Below are 20025 nucleotides of genomic sequence, written 5' to 3'. Positions count from 1 at the left end.
GACCGAGGCAACGACCAGGTGGGGCCGATGACGAGCGCGGCCGCCGACTCGCCGGTGGACGGGCTCCTCGCGACGGTGTCGATCGTGCTGTCGCTGCTCGTCGCCGTGTGGGCGCTGGTCGCGGCGGTACGCCACCGGCCACCGGACCGGGTGCAGTTCGCCGGGCTGGCCGTACTGGAGGTGGCGCTGCTCGCATTGGGGGTGCTGGCCCTGGTCGCGGTCGGTGGCGGGGACCGGCCGGGCGAGCCCGGCGCGTTCTACGGCTACCTGGCCACGCTGGTCTGCCTGCCGCCGCTGGCGTGGGTGCTGGCCCGGATGGAGCCGACCCGCTGGGGGTCGGCGATCGTCTGCGCGGTCTGCCTGGTCGCGCCGGTCGTGGTGGTCCGGTTGCAGCAGACCTGGGAGGTCCTCGGTGGTTGAGACACGACCGACCCGACGCGCCACGAACGCCGGTCCAGGCCGGCTGCTGATCGCGGTCTACCTGCTCTTCGCCATCGCGGCGACCAGCCGGGCAGGTCTGCAGATCGCCACCAAGTTCGACGAGGCGCCGGTGGCGTACCTGCTCTCCGCTCTGGCCGCGCTCATCTACATCGTGGCCGCGGTGGGTCTGGCCCGCGCCGGGCACACCGGCCGACGGGTGGCGTTGGCCTGCTGCTCGGTGGAGTTGGTCGGGGTCGTCGCCGTCGGCATCCTCAGCGTGGTCGACAAGGACCTGTTCCCCGACGAGACGGTGTGGTCGCAGTTCGGCAGCGGGTACGGCTACATCCCGCTGGTACTGCCGGTGCTCGGCCTGTTCTGGCTCTGGCGCACCCGCCGCGACCCGGCCTGACCGGCCGGGCCGCGTGACGAGGGCGCGCGTCAGGCCCGCGGGCCGCCAGCGACGTAGATGACCTGCCCGGAGACGAAGCCCGCCCCCTCACTGGTCAAGAACGAGATGGTGTGCGCGACGTCCTCCGGGCGACCCGGGCGACGCACCGGGATCTCGGCGGCGGCGTGCTTCTGGAGGTCCTCGAAGTCGACCTTCATGCGGGCGGCGGTGGCGGCGGTCATGTCGGTGACGATGAAGCCCGGCGCGACCGCGTTGACGGTCACCCCGAACGGCCCCAGCTCGATGGCGAGCGTCTTGGTGAAGCCCTGTAGGCCCGCCTTGGCCGCCGCGTAGTTCGCCTGGCCCCGGTTGCCCAGGGCGGACGTGCTGGACAGGTTGACGATCCGCCCCCACTTGCGGTCCACCATGTGCTTCTGGGCTGCCTGGCTGAACAGGAACGCGCCGCGCAGGTGCACGCCCATCACCGTGTCCCAGTCGGCGTTGGTCATCTTGAACAGCAGGTTGTCGCGGAGCACACCGGCGTTGTTGACCAGCACGGTGGGGGCGCCCAGCTCGGCGGCGACCCGCTCGACGGCGGCCTCCACCTGGTCCCGGTCGGACACGTCGGCGGCCACGCCGAGCGCACGGCCGCCCGCGCCGACGATGGCGTCCACCGTCTCCTTGGTGGCGGCCTCCTCGATGTCGACCACGGCGACGGCCATCCCGTCGGCGGCCAACCGCCGGGCGGTGGCCGCGCCGATACCGCGCGCGGCTCCGGTGACGATGGCGACGCGGGGCTCCTCCGACATGATTACCTCCCGGTAACGTGGGGTCGATCGGAGGAGCTTAACGTCAGAACCCCCGACCCCGGCATAGGCGAATCCACCGGTATCCGTGCCCGGAGACCTTCACCGCGCCGAGCTTGCCCAACTCGCCGTAGCCACGGTCGGCGAGCACGTCGGTCGGCAGGTCGGCCTCCGGTTCGAGGCTGCTCAGGTCCACCTCGACGTCATCGGTGCCCAGGTTGTGCACGAAGACCATCGTCCCGGTCGGCCCGTCCGCCCGGTGCGCCAGCACCCCGGCCGGCACCGCCACGTCGATGTGGGTGGTCGAGCCGGAGCCGATCTCGGGGGCCTCGCGCAGCGTCCGGATCATGCGTTCGAACCAGGCCAGCAGCGACTTCGGGTCGCCCCGCTGGGCGGTGACGTTCACCGTCTGGTAGCCGAACTCACCCTTGTCGAGCACCGGGCGGACCAGCTTCTCCGGGTCCGCGGTGGAGAAGCCGGCGTTCGGCTGGTACGACCATTGCATCGGGGTACGGATCGCCTCCCGACCGGGCAGCGACAGGTCCTCGCCCATCCCGATCTCCTCGCCGTAGCGCAGCACCGGCGTGCCGCGCATCGAGAACTGCAGGGCGTACGCCAGCTCGATGCGCCGCCGGTCGTTGCCGAGCATCGGGGCGAGCCGGCGACGGATGCCCCGGTCGTAGATGCGCATGTTCTCGTCCGGGCCGAACTGCTCGTACACCTGGTTGCGCTGTTCGGTCGTCAACCGGGACAGGTCGATCTCGTCGTGGTTGCGCAGGAAGGTGGCCCACTGCCCACCGACGGGCAGCTTCGGGGTGTCGCGCAACGCCTCGATCAGCGACTCCGGGTCCTGCCGGGCCAGAGCGAGCATGAGCCGGCCGTTGAGCATGAAGTCGAAGAGCATGTGGATGCGGTTGCCGGAGCCACTGGTGTCGCCGAAGAACGTGGGCAGTTGGTCGGGTTCGACGTTCGCCTCGGCCAGCAGGACGGCATCGCCGCGCCGCCACTGCACGTGCTGGCGCAGATCGGTGAGGAACTCGAAGTCCTTCGGCGAGTTCGGGTTGCCCGGCTCGGTCAGCTCGATGATGAACGGCACGGCGTCCATCCGGAAACCGGATACCCCGAGCTGGAGCCAGAACGACATGATCTTCTTGACCTCGGCCCGGACCTGCGGGTTGGCGAAGTTGAGGTCCGGCTGGAACTTGTAGAACCGGTGGTAGAACCACGCCTTGGCCGTCCGGTCGTAGCTCCAGGTCTCCTTCTGCTCGCCGGGGAAGACCATGCCCTGGTGCCGGTCGTCCGGCTCGGTGTCGGACCAGATGAACCAGTCGCGGTACGGCGAATCCGGTGACGAGCGGGCGGACTGGAACCACGGGTGCTCGTCGGAGGTGTGGTTGACCACCAGGTCGATGATCACGCGGATGCCCCGGTTCTGCGCCTGGTGCAGCAGCTCGGCGAAGTCACCGAGGGTGCCGAAGCGCGGGTCCACGTTGTAGAAGTCGGTGACGTCGTAACCGTCGTCGCGGTTGGGTGACGGGTGGATCGGGTGCAGCCACAGGCAGGTCACGCCCAGCCGGGCCAGATAGTCCAACCTTCCGATCAGCCCACGGATGTCACCGACCCCGTCACCGTCGGAGTCGGCGTACGTGTCGATGTCGAGGCAGTAGACGACGGCTTCGGAATACCAACGGTCACCCATGCCGGAGGAACATCTCCGGTCGATCACCGCGGCAAACCCGTGCGGCGGGGCCGGACGCGGTTGGTTACCGTGCCGGTCATGGAGATCGACCTCGTACCGCCGAGCGAACCGTTGGACTGGGCCCGGGGCGCCTGGCTGCACCCGCCGGTCCGCGCCGAGGAAGGCCCGGCCGGCGAGCTGGCCGTCGAGGCCGGGGCGGAGACGGACTTCTGGCGGCGGACCAGTTACGGCTTCGTCCACGACAACGGGCCCGCCCTGCTGGCGCCGCTGCCGGTCGGCGCCGCCATGGAGGTGAGCTTCATCCTCGACTTCTCGGCGCAGTTCGACCAGGCCGGTGTGCTGGTCCGGGTCGACGAGGGGACGTGGGTCAAGGCGGGCGTCGAGGTCAGCGACGGCGAGTCCCAGCTCGGCGCGGTGGCGACCCGGGAGTTCTCCGACTGGTCGGTGTCCCCGGTCCCGGGGTGGACCGGCCAGGAGGTGACCGTGCGGGTCAGCCGGGCCGGCGACGCGCTGACCGTACGGGCCCGGGTCGCGGGTGCAGCCTGGCGGCTGGTCCGCCTCGCTCCGCTGGACCCGGCGGCCGAAGCGATGGCCGGCCCGTTCTGCTGCGCGCCGACGCGCGCCGGCCTCACCGTGGTGTTCACCGGCTGGCGGCAGGGCCCGGCCGACACCGCGCTGCACCCGGAGGGCTGACCCGGGCGGCGTGGCAGGGCTCACGCGCAGGTGTGTGCCGCCGGTCGCGGGGTATGACCTTCCGGTCCCCGGTAGCCGGATCGGAAGGACGACCCAATGGCGTACGCCCAAACTGGTGACCCGTCCGAGTTCACCGGCCTGACCGGGTGGGTGGCCTCGGTGATCGACGCGACGGGCCCAGTCGGCGTGGCGCTGCTGGTCGCATTGGAGAGCATCGTCCCGCCGATCCCCAGCGAGATCGTGCTGGCTTTGGCCGGCTTCCTGGCCCACGAGGGCAAGTTCAACGTGGTCCTCGTGGTGCTGGCCGCGACGGTCGGCTCCCTCCTCGGCGCGCTGGTGCTCTACTGGCTCGGCGCGGCGCTCGGCGAGGAACGGCTCAAGCGCTGGCTGGACCGGATCCCGCTGGTGGACCGCGACGACCTGGAGAAGGCCGACCGCTGGTTCGAGCGGCACGGTCGGTGGGCGGTGCTGATCGGCCGGGTGGTGCCGGTGGTCCGCAGCCTGGTCTCCGTTCCGGCCGGGGCCGACCGGATGCCGCTCGGTGAGTTCGTCCTGCTCACCACGATCGGCAGCGGCGTGTGGAACGCCCTCATCGTGGGGGCCGGTTACGCGCTGGGCAGCCGCTGGCAGGACGTCGGGCGGTACAGCGACTGGTTCAACTACGCCATCGGAGCCGTCTTCGTCGTCATGACGATCAGTTGGGTGATCCGCAAGATCCGCCGTCGGCGCGAGCGCGACGACCGGCGGTCGGTGACCGCCGGTCGCTGATCCGCGTCGACCGTTGCGGGCTCGCGGGTCCCTCGCCGGCCGTCAGCCCTGGGCGGTGTCGGCGGGCGACGGGGCAGCCTGGGGACGGCGCAGCACCGCCTGCTCCAGCGCCGACCAGGCGGTCGTCGTCACCAGGTAGATCACTGCCGCGAGCGGCAGCACCAGCGCCACCAGCACGGTCGCGAACGGCAGCAGGGGCAGCAGCCGGCCGAGCGTGGCGGCGCCCGGCCCCTCGGTGGGCGTACCGGCCACCGTGCCGACCGCCGCCGACGCCCGGCGTGCCCGCCGCGACGACCACCAGGCCAGCACCAGCAGCAGGCCCAGCAGGACGACGAAGAGCGGCCCGGCCGCCCCGGCCAACCCGTCGCTCACGTGATGGCCCAGCGGCACCCCGGCCAGCCGCTCGTCGAGCAGCCCCGTACCGCCCTCGTCGGTGGCGAACAGCCGGTACAGCACCAGCAGGAACGGCGCCTGGAGCAGCAACGGCAGACAGCCGGCGATCGGGTTCGCGCCGGCCGAACGGTACAGCGCGAACACCTCGCGCTGGAGTGTCGCCGGGTCGTCGGCGTACCGCTGCTGGAGATCGCGCACCTGGGGGGCGAGCGCCGCGCGGCGCCGTTCCCCGCGGACCTGCGCGACGGTCAGCGGCGCGATGAGCAACCGGACGGCGATGGTGAGCAGCACGATGGCGGCGACGGTCGCCGTGCCGCCGGCCAACGGTTCGAGCAGATCGGTGAGCCAGGACAACGCGGTGCCGGCGGCGCCGACGACATCGTGCAGTGGTGCGAAGGCGAGCATGGGAAACCCCTCGGTCCGATTCCGGTGGGTCCTTGCCGGCGATGACCGCCGGCACGAAGGACCGTTGACGGTGGGATCGGCCGCGCGGCGGTGTGGCGCTACGCGGCCGAGGGGCGGCCGGGTGCGCGGGGGCGAGGTCGTCCGGCGGCGTCCGGGTCGATCTGGCGGGGAACCCGCCGACCTCGGGCGCGGGCGCGTAGCCCGGCCCAGCGTCGTGCGACGCCCGTTGCCCCCGGGTGGGCGGGCACGTGCGCGGCGAGCAGCACGGTGAACAGGACCAGGGCGGTCAGGGCGGCCCCCGCCAGCAGGTCGGTCGGGCGGTCCGCCAGCATGGTGAGCTGGGCGAACGCGGACATCCACGCGACCCAGAGGAAACCCAGCGGCACCGGCACGGGCTCAGCATAGGACCCGGTGTCACGCCGCCCGGCCGAACCGCGAGCGCCTCCGACCGGCCGATCCGCCCGGTGTCACGCGCCGGTTGTGGCCGACACGCGCGGGCAGCGCGCCGTCAAACGTTTCCGAGCGTTGCCACTGTGGGTAACCAAGCGGCCGACCGACGCGGACGGACCGCAGACGGCAGAAACGGACGGTGGTGTCGCGATGACGGGCCAGCTGGCGGAGGCACCCAGCGGGACGACCGCGGGGACCGAATTGCTCACCGTGGGTGTCGAGGAGGAGTTTCTGCTCGTCGACCCGCACACCGGCGCCGCGGTGCCCGCCGTCGACCTGGTGCTGGAGCAGGTGCCGGCGGAACTGCGCGGTCAGGTGGAGCGCGAGTTCCAGACCAGCCAGATCGAGATCGGCAGTCCACCCGGCCTTGAGCTGTCCTCGATCCGGCACTCCCTCGGCGTACTGCGGAAGGCCCTCGCCGACGCGGCCGAGCGGGCCGGCGTACGACTGCTGGCAATCGGCACCGGCCCGGTGGACGGCCCGGTGCCGCCGGTGGTCGACAAGCCCCGCTTCGACCGGATGATCGAACGTTTCCGGCTGCTCGTCCCCGGCCCCGGCAACAACGGCATGCACGTGCACGTGGGCGTCCCCGATCCGGAGACCGGCGTGCAGGTGCTCAACCACGTCCGGCCGTGGCTGCCGATGCTGCACGCCATCACCACCAACTCGCCGTTCGCCGGCGGTGCGGACACCGGCTACGCGAGCTGGCGCTCGGTGGAGTGGGAGCGCTGGCCGTCGGTGGCGCCGACGCCCTGGTTGGAGTCGCACGAGCACTACCAGCGGCTGATCCGTCAGTTGATCTCCAGCGGGGTGATGCTCGACGAGGGGATGCTCTACTGGTACGCCCGGCTGTCGGCGAAGTACCCGACCGTGGAGCTGCGGATCGGCGACGTCTGCCCGACGGTGGACGATGCGGTGCTGGTCGCCGCGCTGGTGCGGGCACTCGTGGCCACCGCCATGGCCGACGTCGAGGCCGGCCGACCGGCCCTGCGCACGGACCACCACCTGCTGGTCGGCGCGCACTGGAGGGCCGCCCACGACGGCCTGGAGGGCGACGGCGTCGACGTCACCACCGGCGAGCTGCGCCCGGCCTGGGAGCTGCTGGACCGGTTCGTGGAGCGGATGCGGCCGGCGTTGGAGCAGCACGGCGACTGGGCGGAGGTGTCCGACCTGTTGGGCGGGCTGCGCCGCCACGGCACCGGCGCGGCCCGGCAGCGTGCCGTGTACGCCCGTACCGGACGGCTCGTCGACGTGGTGCAGGACGTGGCGCGACAGACCCGCGGCTGACCTGCCCGTGACAGGATGATCCGGTGGCGCAACGACTGATCGTCATCGGCGGGAACGCCGCCGGTATGTCGGCGGCGTCGCAGGCCCGACGCCGCCGCGGCCGTGACGACCTGGAGATCGTGGTCTTCGAACGCGGTCACTTCACCTCCTACTCGTCGTGCGGCATCCCGTACTGGATCAGTGGGATGGTGTCCGGCCCCCAGGAGCTGATCGCGCGGACACCGGAGACGTTCCGCACGAAGTTCGCCGTGGACGTCCGGATGCGGCACGAGGTGACGACCATCGACCTCGAACGGCGCGAGGTGGTCGCCCGGGACCTGGAGGGCGGCGGCGAGGTCCGCGAGCGCTTCGACGACCTGGTGTACGCCGCGGGCGCGGTGCCGGTGCAGCCACCGTGGGCGGACACCGACGCGGGCGGTGTGTTCGGGATGCAGACCCTCGACGACGGTGCGGCCCTGCGCGCCTGGCTGGACGCCGAGCCGCAGCCCCGCCGGGCCGTGGTGGTCGGTGGCGGGTACATCGGCGTCGAGATGGCCGAGGCGCTGATCGAACGCGGCCTCGCGGTGACCCTGGTCGAGGCGGGCCAACAGCCCATGGCGACGGTGGACTGCGACATGGCCGAACTGGTCGCCGAGGCCATGCGCGGCCTCGGCGTCACGATCCGCACCAGCCTGCCGGTGACCGGCCTGGAGCAGCGGGACGGCCGGGTGTCCGCGGTGGTCACGGCCGAGGGGTCGATGCCGACCGACGTCGTGATCCTGGGACTGGGCGTACGCCCGAACACCGCGCTCGCCAAGGCTGCCGGCTTTCCGATCGGGCCCACGGGCGGCATCCGGGTGGACCGCCGGATGCGGGTGCCGGGGCTGCCCGGGGTCTGGTCCGCGGGCGACTGCGTGGAGACGCTGCACCGGGTCAGCGGACTGCCGGTGCACGTGCCGCTGGGCACGCACGCCAACAAGCAGGGCCGGGCGGCCGGCATCAACATCGGCGGCGGGTACGCGACCTTCCCGGGCGTGGTCGGCACGGCGGTGACCAAGGTCTGCGACCTGGAGGTGGGTCGGACGGGCCTGCGTGAGCGGGAGGCCAAGGCGGCCGGCTTCGAGTTCGTCTCGGTGGTCGCCGAGTCGACCAACCGGGCTGGCTACTATCCCGGTGCGCGGACGATGACCGTCAAGCTGATCGCCGAGCGACCCAGCGGCCGGCTGCTCGGCGCGCAGATCGTCGGCTGGTCCGAGGCGGCCAAACGGATCGACACGTTGGCCGTGGCACTGTGGAACGGCATGACGGTGGATGACATGACCGCGCTCGACCTCGGCTACGCTCCGCCGTACGCGCCGGTCTGGGATCCGGTGCTGATCGCCGCCCGAAAGGCGGTCGACGCGCTCGTCGCTCTCGACCGCTGACCCGCGCCCGCCGTGGAGGACCACCCCGTGACCCAGACTCCGACCAGGTCGGCCGCACGCCGACGCCCAACCATGGTCGATGTCGCCCGGCACGCCGGGGTCAGCCTGAAGACGGTCTCCCGAGTGGTCAACGACGAGCCGGTGGGGCAGGAACTGCTCGGCCGCGTGCTGGCCGCCATCGCCGAGCTGGGTTTCCGGCGCAACGACATCGCGCGCAACCTGCGCTCGCGGCAGCTCAACGCCACCGTCGGGCTGCTGATCGAGGAGATCGCCAACCCGTTCTACGCCACCATCGCGAGCGTCGCCGCCGAGATCGCCGCCGCGCACGGCACCATGTTGATCACCGCTTCGTCGGAGGAGGACCCGGAGCGGGAACGCGCGGTCCTCCAGGACTTCACCCAGCGCCGGGTCGACGGGCTGCTGGTGGTGCCGGCCGGTCCCGACCACTCGTTCCTGCGCCGCGAAGTCGAGCTGGGTATGCCGGTGGTCTTCCTGGACCGGCCACCGCAGGGACTGCTCGCGGACGCCGTGCTGCTGGACAACCGAGGTGGCGGCCGGGCCGGGGTCGGCGCACTGCTCGACGAGGGGCACCGGCGGGTGGGTCTCCTGCTCGGCGCTCCGAGCGTCCCCACCATGCGTGATCGGCTGGTCGGCGCACGGGCCGCCCTGACGGCGGCCGGAGTCGAGCCGGACGATTCGCTGGTCCGCGACCGCCTGATCGCTCCCGAGGACGCCGGCCGGGCGGTCGCCACGCTGCTCGACCTCCCAAACCCGCCCACCGCGTTCTTCTGCGGCAACAACCGGCTCACCGTCGGCGCCCTCGCCGAGCTGCACCGCCGGGGCAGCGACGCGGCGTTGGTCGGCTTCGACGACTTCGAGCTGGCCCACCTGATGCCCCGGCCATTGACGGTCGTCGGGTACGACACGCGGGAGCTGGCCCGCGTCGCCACCGAGCGCCTCTTCGAGCGGATCGCCGGCGACGACTCCCCCCCGTCGACGACAGTCCTCCCCACCCGCCTCCTCCGCCGCGGCCTCCCCTAACCCGCCCGCCCGCACCCCGCCCCGCCCCGCGATCTTGCACTTTCTGTCGTTGATTTGCGCAGGATCACGCGCTTTGTCGAGGCAGAAAGTGCAAGATCGCGGGGGTGGGGGCCGGGGTTAGGTTGCCGTGGTCAGGAGAGCTTCGACTTCGGCTCGGCGGGGTGGGTCGGCGCCCCGGTGGGCACAGGTCAGCGCGGCCACCGTCGCGGCCTGGCGCAACACCGTGCTCCACTGCTGCTCGGTCACCGCGGCGAACCGGTCGGCCGGCCGGTCACCGAGCGCGTCGATGTCGGCCAGCGCGGCCAGCAGGCCACCGGTGAACGAGTCGCCGGCGCCGACGGTGTCGACCACGGTGGTGCGTACCGCCGGTTGTTCGTGCAGTGCGCCGTTGGGGGCGAGCAACCACGCGCCCTCGCCGCCCCGGGTGACCACCGCACAGGACACCCCGGCCGCACGCCATTCGGCCAGCACGTCGCCCACCGAGCGGTCCGGGTAGAGCCAGGCCAGATCCTCGTCGCTGGCCTTGACCAGGTGCGCGAGGCGGATCTGGCGGCGTGTCCTCTCCTGCTCTGCGGCCCGGTCCGTGACGATGCTCGGGCGTAGGTTGAGGTCGATCGAGATGGTCAGCCTGTCGCGGTCGCGCTCGCGGGAGAGCAGGCCCTCCAGCACCTGCGCGCCCGGCGCGAGCGCGAGCGCGAGCGACCCGGTGTGCAGGGCCGTCGCCGACGATCCGGCCAGGTCGGGCAGCTCCTGCGGGGTCCACTGCCAGTCGGCCGCGCCGTCGAGCCGGAACTCGTAGCTGGCCTGCCCGGTGGCGTTCAGGGTGGCCACCGCCACCGAGGTGGGCTCGGCGGCGCGGACCGCCCACCGCAGGTCCACCTGGTTGGCCGTCAGGTGCTGGGCGATCTGCCGGCCGTACTCGTCGGGGCCGAGCCGGGCCAGCAGCCGCACCGGCTCGTCGAGCCGCGCCAGGGTGACCGCCACGTTCGCCGGGGATCCACCCGGCACCGCCCGCTGCCCCTCGGCGGTGACCACCAGGTCGATGAGGGCCTCGCCCGCCACCACGATCATGCGGTCACCGTGCCGGGGGCGAGCGGGCCGGGACCACCGAGCCCGCTGGCCGAGCGGGACAGCAGCACCGCCTGGTACGCGTGGTAGACGTCCGGCCGGCCGTGCCAGACCGTGCCGGCGGGCAGGTTCCGCTCGTCCAGCTCGTGTCGCCAGCCGGTGCCGTCGATCAGGTAGCGGCGCGCGTACGCCCAGAAGACCCGGTACCAGTCGGCGTAGACGGCGTCCCCGGTGCGGCGGTGCAGGGTGACCGCCGCGCCGATGGCCTCGGCCAGCACCCAGTGCATCCGGGAGCGGACCACCGGCCGGTCGTCCCAGTCGATCGTGTAGACGAAGCCGTCGGCGTCGTCGACCGCCCAGCCGCGCCGCACGGCGGCGGCGAACAGGGTACGGGCGTCGGCGAGCAGCCAGCCCGGTGGCTGCGGCAGGACCGCCTCCAACTCCAGCAGCAGCCGGGCCCACTCCAGCCAGTGGCCCATCGTCGAGCCGTACGGCCGGAACGGGTCGGCGGGCCGGTCCCGGTTGTAGTCGAGCAGCGGCGTCCAGTCGGCCGTGAAGTGCTCGGGCAGCCGCCAGTCGTGCCGGGCGGCCTCGGTGTGCACCAGGTGGGTGGCGATCCGCAGGGCCCGGTCGGTCCAGCTCGCGTCGCCGGTCGCGGCGGCAGCGGCGAGGAACGCCTCGACCATGTGCATGCTGCTGTTCGCGCCTCGGTAGTCCTCGGTGACCGTCCAGTCCCGGTTCCACGATTCGCGGACCGCGCCCGCGTCGTCGTCCCAGAACCGGTCCCGCACCACGGTCAGCACGTCGGCGAGCAGGCGATCCGCGCCGGGTCGCCCGGCCCGGGCGGCGCTGGACGCGGCGAGCAGCACGAACGCGTGGTCGTACCCGGCCTTGCGCTCGTCGGTCGGCGTGCCCTGCTGGTTTACGGCACCGAACCAGCCGCCGTACCGGTCGTCGCGCAGCAGCGTGCTGAGTGCGGCGACGCCGTGGTCGACGAGGGCGGCGGCATCCGGGTCACCGTTGCGGTGAGCCAGCGCGGCCACGTGGGTCATCCGGCAGGTGATCCAGGTGTAGAGAGGTTCGCCACGGTCCGGGGTGCGGTCGTCGGTGAGCCACCAGAACCCGCCCTCGGGGCGGACCGCGCGGCGGGCCGTGTCGAGCAGCGTGTGGGTCTGGTCGGCGAGGAACCCGGCCAGGTCGGGCAGGTCGGGTGAGCCTGCCGGGGCAGGGGTCGGGTCGGCGTCGGGTCGGGGCACGTCGCTCATTTCAGCTGGTCACCGTCGAATAGGAAAGGGACATAAGGGCCAGGATCGGCGAGCGAACTGGGTGCGCGCCGGGAAACCGCCAACGGGACACCGTAGACCGGCCGGTCTTTCACCGGGTACGGCGTGAAGGAAATCATGTGTACGATTCCTCCCTTTTGTCCGTTGACATCGTTGTCACTCCTCAAACCCTGCTCCGACGGCCGGCCGACTGTCAATTCCAGTTGCCCGGTCAGTAGTAGTCGTCGATCGGCCGACGCGCCTCCTCGAACAGCGCCGGCCCCTCGTAGCGCACCGGAGGCAGCGGTGGGGTGGCCGGCTTGACCTCCTCGAACTGCTCGCCGGACAGGGCGTACACCACCCGCCCGAGGCCGGAGCGGTCGATGGCGGTCGCGCACATCGGGCAGGGCTGGCAGCTCGTGAACATCGTGGTGCCGGCGGCCGCTTGCGGGGAGAGTTCCCGGGCAGCCCAGCGGGCCAGCTTCAGCTCCGGGTGGGCGGTGATGTCCGAATCCGAGACCACGGTGTTGTGGTCCTCGATCAGGACGACGCCGTCCGCGCCGACCAGCAACGAACCGAACGGCCGTTCGCCGGCAGCCCCGGCCCGGCTGGCGAGTTCCACGGCACGGCGGAGAAACGTCTCGTCCTCAGCTGTCATCCGTCCCACGCTAGCCACAGTGGATCAGACACGCGAACACAATCGATTCAGTACGATGGATGCCCCAGGATGGGCTGATGGATCTGCCTGAGGGACTCGGTTGGATACGAGGGTCAGCGGTCGGCCGGGCCTGGCTGGCCGCACTTCCGACGTTGCTGGCGGAGTGCGCCGAGCGGTGGTCGCTGCGCCTGGGCCCACCCTTCCGGTACGCGTACGCCTCGCTGGCGCTCCCCGCCGACCTGCCCGACGGCACGGCGGCGGTGCTCAAGCTCCAGTTCCCGACCGAGGACAGCCAGCACGAGGCGCGCGCGCTGGCCCACTGGGACGGCGACGGCGCGGTCCGGCTGCTCGCGCACGACCCGTACCGGCACGCCCTGCTGGTGGAGCGCTGCCAACCCGGCACGCCGCTGTACGAGCTGCCGCTGGACCGCGCATTGGACGCGGCGATCCACGTGCTGCCCCGGCTCTGGCGACCGGCCGGCACGCCGTTCACCCCGCTCGCCGAGGAGGCCGCCGGCTGGCTCGACCGGATTCCGCGAAGCTGGGAACGGACCGGCCGGCCGTACGAGCGGCGGCTGCTCGACGCCGCGTGTGCCCTGCTCGTCGACCTGGCGTCGAGCCAGGGCGAGCAGCTGCTCGTCAACCAGGACCTGCACGCCGGCAACGTGCTCGCCGCCGACCGCGAGCCCTGGCTGGTGATCGACCCGAAGCCACTGAGCGGCGAGCGGGAGTTCTCGGTCGTGCCGCTCGTGCGCGGTCGGGAGCTGGGCCACTCGCCGGCCGCCGTCCGGCACCGGCTGCACCGGCTCAGCACCGAAATCGGGCTGGACGCCGAGCGGGTAAGAGGTTGGACGATCGGCCACACGATGGCCTGGAGCATCGACGAAGACGTCGTCTTCCCGCACCAGATCGAGACCGTCCGCTGGCTGCTCGACGGCGAGTAACCGGCGAGGTCAGCCGGGCTGGCAGGTGCGGCACCAGTAGAGGTTGCGGCCGGCCAGCTCGCTCCGGCTGACCTCGGTGCCGCAGACGTGGCAGAGCCCGCCGGCGCGGCGGTAGACGTACACCTCGCCGCCGTGGCGGTCGACGCGTGGCGGTCGCCCCATCGCCTCCGGCAGGTGGACGTCCCGGACCGTGTCGATCCGCCCCTGCCGCAGGGCGAGGCGCATCAGCTCGACCAGGTCGACCCAGAGCGCATCCCAGCCCGTTCGGGTCAGGTTGCGGCCCGGCATCGTCGGCGACAACCCGGCCCGGAACAGCGCCTCGGTCACGAAGATCAGCCCGGTGCCGGCCACCACCGACTGGTCCAGCAGGAGCGCCGCGAGGGGCGTCGGGCTGCGAAAGATCCGGGTGTACGACCGCTCGGGGTCGGCGTCGGCGCGCAGCGGGTCCGGCCCGAGGCGCTCGCGCAGGGCGGTGACCTCGGGTGGGGTGAACAGTTCGCAGGCGGTGGGCCCGCGCAGATCCAGCCAGTGCCGGTCACTGGCCAACCGCAGTCGCACCTGGCCGACGGGCTCGGGCGGCTCCCCCGGCCCGTCGGTGAACTTCCCGTACAGGCCGAGGTGCACGTGCAGGGTCAGCTCGCCGGCGTAGTGGTGCAGGAGGTGCTTGCCGTACGCCTCGGTGCTCTCCAGGACCGTGCCGGACAGCCGGGCCGCGCCGTCGGCGAAGCGGCCCTGCGGGCTGGCGGCGTGCAGCTTGTCGTCGGCGAACAGCTCGGCGTGCCGGGCCGCCAGGCGATGAATCGTGTGTCCCTCTGGCACGGGACCCAAGGATAGTCAGCGGCAGCCGGCCGGGCCGAATGAGCAGCGCGGACACGTCAGCCCAGGCGCTGCTCCTTGATGTCGGCCACGAACGACGCCCAGGCGCGCGGCGGGAAGACCAGGGCGGCCCCGGACGGGGCCTTGCTGTCGCGTACGGCGACGACGCCGGGGAGGTTGTCGGCCACCTCGACGCAGTTGCCGCCGCTCCCGCCGCTGCGGGTGCTCTTGCGCCAGGTGGCACCGGCCAGGTCAGTCATGATGCTCCTCGATGATCGAAGTGATCATTTTCTCTGATTCTGCCTCAGTCGACGCCAGCGTCTCCAGATCAGACCAGACATGTTCGAAGGCGGCCACCTCGGTTGGCTTGTCGAGGTAGAGCGCGCCGGTGATGTTCTCCAGGTAGACGGTGGTCGGTTCGGTCGACGCCCTCCCGAACGCCTGCGGGAAGCCCAGCAGGACGAAGGTGCCGGTCTCGCTGGCCAGCGGCGGACCGGCGGCGAGCGGCAGCACCCGCAGGTTGACGTTCGGCAGTTGTGCCGCGTCGAGCAGGTGGCGTAACTGCCCCACCATCGCCCGCCGGTCGGGGATCGTGCGCCGCAGCACCGCCTCGCTCAGGACGACCCGTAACGCGGGCGCGGTCGGCAGCCGGCGGACGAGGATGCCCTGTCGTTGCAACCGGACCTCGACCAGCTTCTCCCGATCCTCCGCGCTCATGGTCGGGTTCTTGCGGCGGAAAAGCTCGCTGGCGTATTCGCGGGTCTGCAGGAGGCCGGGGATCAACTCCGCGTCATATTGACGCAGGGTCGAAGCCGACGATTCCAGGCCGACGTACAGCGAGAACCACGACGGGACGACATCGCCGTACGAATGCCACCACCCTCTGGCGCGAGTTTCCTTCGCGAGCGCGGCGACGATCTCTCGCATATCTTCGGGCACCCGGTAGAGGGCGCACATGGCGCGGGCGTCCACCACGCGCACCGGGACCAGCCCCTTCTCGATGCGCCACACCTTCTGCCGCGAGCAGTCCAGCGCCGCGGCCGCGGCGTCCAGCGTCACCGCGGCGTCCTCGCGGAGCTGGGTGAGCAGCCGGCCGAGCTGTCGCCGAGGGACCGTCGACCCGCCTGTTTCATCCGTCATGCAACATCACCGCGCCCTTCCTGCAACACCGATTGTTTCGCCCCGCACACATTTCTTTTCCATTCCTCGTGCGCCAATACTGATCGAGAGTAGGACGGGTCGGAGTTGTTGCACAAGGGGGCCAGCGTGGAACAGGCTGTCACATATCGGGGGCCAGGAAAGAACGCCGCTAATGGCGTTGGCAGCAATTCGGCGGGAAGGATGCCGCGGTGCGCGTGTCGTATGACGAATACCTCTTGGTCACCGCGCTGACCCTCGCCCGCCGGCATCGGCCGGTATGGAGTTGGACGCGGTGGCGCAGGGTGTGCCGCTGCGGCGCGGAGCTGCCCTGCCGGGCCCGCCACCGCATTCCGATCAACCGTGGGCACTGGCCGACGTGACCGAGCTGAAGCCCGGCGACCTCCTGCTGATCGGGGCGGCCTGCTCGGTGCAGTTCTCCGGCGACCGCGAGCTGCGGCTGCGACTGGTGAGCGTGGACGCGCGCCCCACGTACCACGGGTGGGTCTGGCTGGCCGGCTACGTCCTGGACGCCAAGGGCCTGGCCGTCGACAAGCGGGAGTTGTACGTGCAGCGGGCCGGGCTGCGGGTGCTCCGCGCCGCACCGGTGCCGGGCAGGTCGGTCCGCGCGTGATGGGCGTACCCGGAATTGGTGTCAGGAAACGCCCAACGGGGTAGTTGAGGGCGGTACCGCGTGGGTGCCACCCTCTCCGTCGGCCACCACGCATTCATCAGGAGGTGTGTAGTGGTCAGGATTCCTTCGCTGTCCCGCCGGTCCGAGCCGGCGCCGACGCGGGACGAGAACCTCGACGGCCGCGTCGACGGCCGCGACGCCCCGGTCGCCGACCGGGACAGCAGCACGGCGGTCACCGACACCGGCCGGTCCGACGACGTCACCGGCCGACCGGTGGTCGCCGACCGGGACGCCGACCAGACGACGTACCGCAGCACGACGGCGACCGGCGACCAGGTCGGCGAGGCCGAGCGGCGTGCCGCGGAGCGCGCGGCCGTGGCCCGAGCCGCCACCGCCCGCCCAGTGGAGGGCGATTCCCGGCCCGGCGCCGTCCGGTCGACGGACGGGCCGACCCGGGCGAGCAGCGCCGCGGCGACCGCCCCGACCATCGACCGGACCGCCGAGCGTGACACCGACGTCGACCGCGACCGCGCGATTCGACGCCCCGAGCGCGACACGGACCTCGACCGGACGACCCCGCGGCCCGACCCGACCGACCGCGTCGTGACCGACCGCCCGGTCGACGCGACCCCCGGCCACACCGAGCCGGAGCCGCCGGTGACGCGCGGCCCGAAGCCGCGGGCCAGCCTGCTCGCCACCCTCGGCCTCATCGTCTCCGTCGCCGGTGCGCTGTTCGTGCTGACCGGCACCCTGGCCGGCTACGGCATCGGGCTCGGCGCGTTCGGCGCGGTGCTCGCGGTGCTCGGGCTGATGGCCACCCGCCGCCGGCACGTCGCCGGCAAGACCGATGCGCTGTTCGGCGTGCTCATCGGGCTCGCGGCGGTGGTGATCGGCGTGCTGGCGATGACCGGTCAGTTCGACTGGCCGACCACCGACGGCGACTGGGTGCAGCGCTTCCGCGAGTGGCTTGACTCACAGTTTGTGAACCGTTTCTAGCGGGCACTGTTCCGCCCGCCGGTGATGCGCCGGCACAACGCCGGCGGTTCGCCGGCAGCCCGACCGCCCGGTGGTTCACCGGCCGGGCAACACCCTTTCAGGGGCGGCGGTTCGCCGCCCCTGAAGTGTTTCCGGGGCCTGGCAGTTCCCGGTGGCGGCGGCTCTCGCCGCCCCGACACGAGACACCTCCGGACCAGCGCCGGCCCGGCCGTCCCTGCCTCCCGCCGTCCCCTGCCTCCCGCCGTCCCCTGCCTCCCGCCCGGCAGTGCGTCCCGCCGTGCACCGCCTCCCGCCGTGCCTTGCAGCCCGCCGTGCCCTGCGCGCCGCCGTCCCCTGCGTCCCGCCGTGCCTTGCATCCCGCCGTGCACTGCACGCGCCCTTTGCTCTGCTTCAACCCACGCAACACCGCACGTCCGCTCTCCGGACGTTGACCGTTGCGTCAGTTGAAGCAGAGCAAAGGTGGCGCACCGGGCCCACGGTGGGGGTGGCGTGAAACACGAATCCCGGTCCACGCAACCCTCGACGTAACGATTCGCAGCCGCAGACCGCTCAGACGCAACGAATGTTCGGTCTGCGCAACTCTTGGTGGTGGATTCTGCCGCTGGGGCCGCATAGCGTTGAGCAACGGCGCCAGCCCGTGGGCCACGGTGGCCGGGCGCGCCCGACCCCTGGGAGCAGGACAATGACGATGGACGCCACCAGCCAGCGCCTGTTGATGTGCCGGCCGACGTACTTCGCCGTCGACTACGCGATCAACCCCTGGATGGACCCGAGCGCGCCGGTCGACGCCGCGCTGGCCGTCCGGCAGTGGGAACAGCTGCGCCAGACGTACCGGGACCTGGGCCACACCGTCGAGGAGATCACTCCGGTGCCCGGCCTGCCCGACATGGTCTTCGCCGCCAACGGCGGCACCGTGATCGACGGCAAGGCGATGGCCGTGCAGTTCCGCGACCCGCAACGCGCCGACGAGGCGCCGGCCTACCGCGCCTGGTTCGAGGCCGCCGGCTTCGAGATGTACGACCCTAAGCACGTCAACGAGGGCGAGGGCGACGTCCTGCTGGCCGGTGACCACCTGCTCGCCGGCACCGGCTTCCGCACGGCGCACGCCTCGCACGCCCAGTTGCAGGAGGTCTTCGGCTACCCGGTGATCACCATGCAGCTCGTCGACCCGCGCTTCTACCACCTGGACACCGCGCTGACCGTGCTCGACGAGCGGACCGTGGCGTACCTGCCGGAGGCGTTCTCCCCCGGCAGCCAGGCCGTGCTGCGCCGGCTCTTCCCCGACGCGGTGCACGCCACCATGGCCGACGCGGAGGTGCTGGGCCTGAACGCGGTCAGCGACGGACGGCACGTCGTGCTGCCCGCGCAGGCCACCGACCTGGCCGCCAAGCTGCGCGACCGGGGCTACGAGACCATCGGTGTCGACCTGTCCGAGCTGCGTAAGGCCGGCGGCGGACCGAAGTGCTGCACGCTGCGACTCCGTCAGGGAAAGGCAATCAAGTGATCGTGGATGACATCCTGCGTACGCCGGGAGCGGTCCGGGACGCCGAGCGCTGGACGGCGCACAACTACCACCCGCTGCCGGTGGTGATCTCGTCGGCCGAGGGCGCGTGGCTCACCGACGTGGACGGCAAGCGCTACCTGGACTGCCTGGCCGGCTACTCGGCGCTGAACTTCGGCCACCGGCACCCGCAGCTCATCGCCGCCGCGCACGCCCAACTGGATCGGCTGACGCTGACCAGCCGCGCGTTCATCCACGACCAGTTCGCCGACTTCTGCCGGGAACTGGCCGAGCTGTGCGGCAAGGACCTCGTGCTGCCGATGAACACCGGCGCGGAGGCGGTGGAGACCGGGATCAAGGTGGCCCGCAAGTGGGGCTACCAGGTCAAGGGCGTCACCCCGGGCCAGGCCAACATCGTGGTCGCCGAGGGCAACTTCCACGGCCGGACGACCACCATCGTCAGCTTCTCCACCGACGAGGACGCCCGCGCCGACTTCGGGCCGTACACCCCGGGGTTCACGGTCGTGCCGTACGGCGACCTGGACGCGCTGACCACCGCGATCGACGAGAACACGGTGGCCGTGCTGCTGGAGCCGATCCAGGGCGAGCAGGGCGTGGTGGTGCCGCCGGAGGGCTACCTGCCGGGCGTACGACAGGTCTGCACCGAGCGGAACGTGCTGTTCATCGCCGACGAGATCCAGTCGGGTCTGGGGCGTACCGGTCGGACGTTCGCTTGTGACCACGAGGGCGTCGTGCCGGACATGTACCTGCTGGGCAAGGCGCTCGGCGGCGGCATCGTGCCGGTGTCCGCGGTGGCCGCGAACGCCGACGTGCTCGGCGTGCTCAAGCCCGGTCAGCACGGCTCCACGTTCGGCGGCAACCCCCTCGCGTGCGCGGTGGCGATCGAGGTCGTCCGGCTGCTGGCCACCGGCGAGTTCCAGCGCCGCTCGGCCGAACTGGGCGAGCGGCTGCGGGCCGGCCTGGAAGCCCTGGTCGACAAGGGCCTCGTCGGGGTACGCGTACGCGGCCTGTGGGCCGGCCTGGACATCGATCCGGCGCTGATGAGCGGCCGAGAGGCGTGCGAGCGGCTCGCCCAGCGCGGCGTCCTCGCCAAGGACACCCACGGCTCCACCATCCGCCTCGCCCCGCCGCTGGTGATCACCGAGGAGGAGATCGACCTGGCGGTGGCGCAGCTGGCCGAGGTGCTGGCCGCCTGACGCGGCATCGGACAGCAGGCGGGCGTCGGGGTTCCGACG

22 protein-coding genes are annotated in these 20025 nt (G+C 72.0%); 12 read left to right on the top strand and 10 right to left on the bottom strand.

The genetic code is table 11. The features are described from left to right. Positions 1-27 precede the first annotated feature (27 nt). Together OG505_RS32430 and OG505_RS32425 are read left to right on the top strand one after the other, a co-directional pair. A complete protein-coding gene (locus OG505_RS32430; RefSeq protein WP_405429804.1) occupies positions 28-420 on the top strand; it encodes a hypothetical protein in 393 nt (130 codons plus the stop codon). Continuing rightward, positions 413-829: a hypothetical protein gene (locus OG505_RS32425; protein WP_393054030.1), complete on the top strand. Its 417-nt coding sequence runs from the start codon at positions 413-415 to the stop codon at positions 827-829. Before OG505_RS32430 ends, OG505_RS32425 begins: the two co-directional genes overlap by 8 nt. A gap of 29 nt (positions 830-858) precedes the next feature. Here the strand turns inward: OG505_RS32425 and fabG are convergent, their stop codons facing one another. Beyond that, on the bottom strand, positions 859-1617 hold the full coding sequence (gene fabG, locus OG505_RS32420) for a 3-oxoacyl-ACP reductase FabG (protein WP_405429803.1): 759 nt from the start codon (positions 1615-1617) through the stop codon (positions 859-861). 43 nt (positions 1618-1660) lie between these two features. Continuing rightward, entirely contained in the window at positions 1661-3313 is a 1653-nt protein-coding gene (locus OG505_RS32415; protein ID WP_405429802.1) for an alpha-amylase family protein, read from the bottom strand. Positions 3314-3391: 78 nt separating this feature from the next. Here OG505_RS32415 and OG505_RS32410 point away from each other — a divergent pair, with 78 nt between their 5' ends. Further along, entirely contained in the window at positions 3392-4006 is a 615-nt protein-coding gene (locus OG505_RS32410) for a DUF1349 domain-containing protein (protein WP_405429800.1), read from the top strand. A gap of 96 nt (positions 4007-4102) precedes the next feature. Further along, positions 4103-4774 (top strand): DedA family protein, encoded by a 672-nt coding sequence (locus OG505_RS32405; RefSeq protein ID WP_405429798.1) that lies wholly within the window; start codon positions 4103-4105, stop codon positions 4772-4774. Positions 4775-4816: 42 nt separating this feature from the next. Here the strand turns inward: OG505_RS32405 and OG505_RS32400 are convergent, their stop codons facing one another. After that, entirely contained in the window at positions 4817-5572 is a 756-nt protein-coding gene (locus OG505_RS32400) for a YidC/Oxa1 family membrane protein insertase (protein ID WP_405429796.1), read from the bottom strand. Between the two features lie 98 nt (positions 5573-5670). Next, positions 5671-5964 carry a DUF6412 domain-containing protein gene (locus OG505_RS32395; RefSeq protein WP_405429795.1) on the bottom strand — a complete coding sequence of 98 codons (294 nt, stop codon included), beginning with the start codon at positions 5962-5964 and terminating at the stop codon, positions 5671-5673. A 208-nt stretch (positions 5965-6172) separates the two neighbouring features. Between OG505_RS32395 and OG505_RS32390 the strand changes: the two genes are divergently transcribed. From OG505_RS32390 to OG505_RS32380, 3 genes are read left to right on the top strand one after another with little or no spacing between them, the layout of a single operon-like run. Beyond that, positions 6173-7309 carry a glutamate--cysteine ligase gene (locus OG505_RS32390; protein WP_405429794.1) on the top strand — a complete coding sequence of 379 codons (1137 nt, stop codon included), beginning with the start codon at positions 6173-6175 and terminating at the stop codon, positions 7307-7309. 23 nt (positions 7310-7332) lie between these two features. After that, complete coding sequence (locus OG505_RS32385; protein WP_405429792.1) at positions 7333-8712, top strand: FAD-dependent oxidoreductase; 1380 nt, start codon at positions 7333-7335, stop codon at positions 8710-8712. Between the two features lie 27 nt (positions 8713-8739). After that, entirely contained in the window at positions 8740-9753 is a 1014-nt protein-coding gene (locus OG505_RS32380) for a LacI family DNA-binding transcriptional regulator (protein ID WP_405429790.1), read from the top strand. A gap of 117 nt (positions 9754-9870) precedes the next feature. Here OG505_RS32380 and OG505_RS32375 read toward each other — a convergent pair whose 3' ends face one another. The 3 genes from OG505_RS32375 to OG505_RS32365 form a co-directional block, all read right to left on the bottom strand. Continuing rightward, positions 9871-10824: a carbohydrate kinase gene (locus tag OG505_RS32375; RefSeq protein WP_405429788.1), complete on the bottom strand. Its 954-nt coding sequence runs from the start codon at positions 10822-10824 to the stop codon at positions 9871-9873. Beyond that, positions 10821-12086 carry an AGE family epimerase/isomerase gene (locus tag OG505_RS32370; protein WP_405429786.1) on the bottom strand — a complete coding sequence of 422 codons (1266 nt, stop codon included), beginning with the start codon at positions 12084-12086 and terminating at the stop codon, positions 10821-10823. The genes OG505_RS32375 and OG505_RS32370 overlap by 4 nt, the downstream gene beginning before the upstream one ends. Positions 12087-12315: 229 nt before the next feature. Next, complete coding sequence (locus OG505_RS32365) at positions 12316-12741, bottom strand: nucleoside deaminase (protein WP_405429784.1); 426 nt, start codon at positions 12739-12741, stop codon at positions 12316-12318. A gap of 77 nt (positions 12742-12818) precedes the next feature. Between OG505_RS32365 and OG505_RS32360 the strand changes: the two genes are divergently transcribed. Next, a complete protein-coding gene (locus OG505_RS32360) occupies positions 12819-13685 on the top strand; it encodes an aminoglycoside phosphotransferase family protein (RefSeq protein ID WP_405429782.1) in 867 nt (288 codons plus the stop codon). A gap of 9 nt (positions 13686-13694) precedes the next feature. Here the strand turns inward: OG505_RS32360 and OG505_RS32355 are convergent, their stop codons facing one another. From OG505_RS32355 to OG505_RS32345, 3 genes are read right to left on the bottom strand one after another with little or no spacing between them, the layout of a single operon-like run. Next, entirely contained in the window at positions 13695-14504 is an 810-nt protein-coding gene (locus tag OG505_RS32355; protein WP_405429781.1) for an Fpg/Nei family DNA glycosylase, read from the bottom strand. 56 nt (positions 14505-14560) lie between these two features. Continuing rightward, positions 14561-14761 (bottom strand): DUF397 domain-containing protein, encoded by a 201-nt coding sequence (locus OG505_RS32350; protein ID WP_405429780.1) that lies wholly within the window; start codon positions 14759-14761, stop codon positions 14561-14563. After that, positions 14754-15641 carry a helix-turn-helix domain-containing protein gene (locus OG505_RS32345; protein ID WP_405429779.1) on the bottom strand — a complete coding sequence of 296 codons (888 nt, stop codon included), beginning with the start codon at positions 15639-15641 and terminating at the stop codon, positions 14754-14756. Before OG505_RS32345 ends, OG505_RS32350 begins: the two co-directional genes overlap by 8 nt. Positions 15642-15918: 277 nt before the next feature. Between OG505_RS32345 and OG505_RS32340 the strand changes: the two genes are divergently transcribed. The 4 genes from OG505_RS32340 (at position 15919) to rocD (ending at position 19986) form a co-directional block, all read left to right on the top strand. Further along, positions 15919-16272: a hypothetical protein gene (locus tag OG505_RS32340; protein ID WP_405429778.1), complete on the top strand. Its 354-nt coding sequence runs from the start codon at positions 15919-15921 to the stop codon at positions 16270-16272. Between the two features lie 111 nt (positions 16273-16383). After that, entirely contained in the window at positions 16384-17268 is an 885-nt protein-coding gene (locus OG505_RS32335) for a thrombospondin (protein ID WP_405429777.1), read from the top strand. A gap of 688 nt (positions 17269-17956) precedes the next feature. Continuing rightward, positions 17957-18772 carry a dimethylargininase gene (ddaH, locus tag OG505_RS32330; RefSeq protein ID WP_405434852.1) on the top strand — a complete coding sequence of 272 codons (816 nt, stop codon included), beginning with the start codon at positions 17957-17959 and terminating at the stop codon, positions 18770-18772. Then, positions 18772-19986, top strand: a complete 1215-nt coding sequence (gene rocD, locus OG505_RS32325) for an ornithine--oxo-acid transaminase (RefSeq protein ID WP_405434850.1) — start codon at positions 18772-18774, stop codon at positions 19984-19986. Before ddaH ends, rocD begins: the two co-directional genes overlap by 1 nt. Positions 19987-20025: the final 39 nt, after the last annotated feature.

This window comes from Micromonospora sp. NBC_00617 (assembly GCF_045161355.1).
GTDB lineage: Bacteria > Actinomycetota > Actinomycetes > Mycobacteriales > Micromonosporaceae > Micromonospora.
Note: the sequence above shows the minus strand (reverse complement) of the source record. Positions and strands in the feature narration are given on the sequence as shown.

Bases quoted from the DNA above. Each gene is read 5' to 3' on its own strand.
- OG505_RS32430 (WP_405429804.1), top strand. From the start codon at position 28: ATGACGAGCGCGGCCGCCGACTCGCCGGTGGACGGGCTCCTCGCGACG.
- fabG (WP_405429803.1), bottom strand. From the start codon at position 1,617: ATGTCGGAGGAGCCCCGCGTCGCCATCGTCACCGGAGCCGCGCGCGGT.
- OG505_RS32415 (WP_405429802.1), bottom strand. From the start codon at position 3,313: ATGGGTGACCGTTGGTATTCCGAAGCCGTCGTCTACTGCCTCGACATC.
- OG505_RS32410 (WP_405429800.1), top strand. From the start codon at position 3,392: ATGGAGATCGACCTCGTACCGCCGAGCGAACCGTTGGACTGGGCCCGG.
- OG505_RS32405 (WP_405429798.1), top strand. From the start codon at position 4,103: ATGGCGTACGCCCAAACTGGTGACCCGTCCGAGTTCACCGGCCTGACC.
- OG505_RS32400 (WP_405429796.1), bottom strand. From the start codon at position 5,572: ATGCTCGCCTTCGCACCACTGCACGATGTCGTCGGCGCCGCCGGCACC.
- OG505_RS32390 (WP_405429794.1), top strand. From the start codon at position 6,173: ATGACGGGCCAGCTGGCGGAGGCACCCAGCGGGACGACCGCGGGGACC.
- OG505_RS32375 (WP_405429788.1), bottom strand. From the start codon at position 10,824: ATGATCGTGGTGGCGGGCGAGGCCCTCATCGACCTGGTGGTCACCGCC.
- OG505_RS32370 (WP_405429786.1), bottom strand. From the start codon at position 12,086: ATGAGCGACGTGCCCCGACCCGACGCCGACCCGACCCCTGCCCCGGCA.
- OG505_RS32365 (WP_405429784.1), bottom strand. From the start codon at position 12,741: ATGACAGCTGAGGACGAGACGTTTCTCCGCCGTGCCGTGGAACTCGCC.
- OG505_RS32360 (WP_405429782.1), top strand. From the start codon at position 12,819: ATGGATCTGCCTGAGGGACTCGGTTGGATACGAGGGTCAGCGGTCGGC.
- OG505_RS32350 (WP_405429780.1), bottom strand. From the start codon at position 14,761: ATGACTGACCTGGCCGGTGCCACCTGGCGCAAGAGCACCCGCAGCGGC.
- OG505_RS32345 (WP_405429779.1), bottom strand. From the start codon at position 15,641: ATGACGGATGAAACAGGCGGGTCGACGGTCCCTCGGCGACAGCTCGGC.
- OG505_RS32340 (WP_405429778.1), top strand. From the start codon at position 15,919: ATGGAGTTGGACGCGGTGGCGCAGGGTGTGCCGCTGCGGCGCGGAGCT.
- ddaH (WP_405434852.1), top strand. From the start codon at position 17,957: ATGGACGCCACCAGCCAGCGCCTGTTGATGTGCCGGCCGACGTACTTC.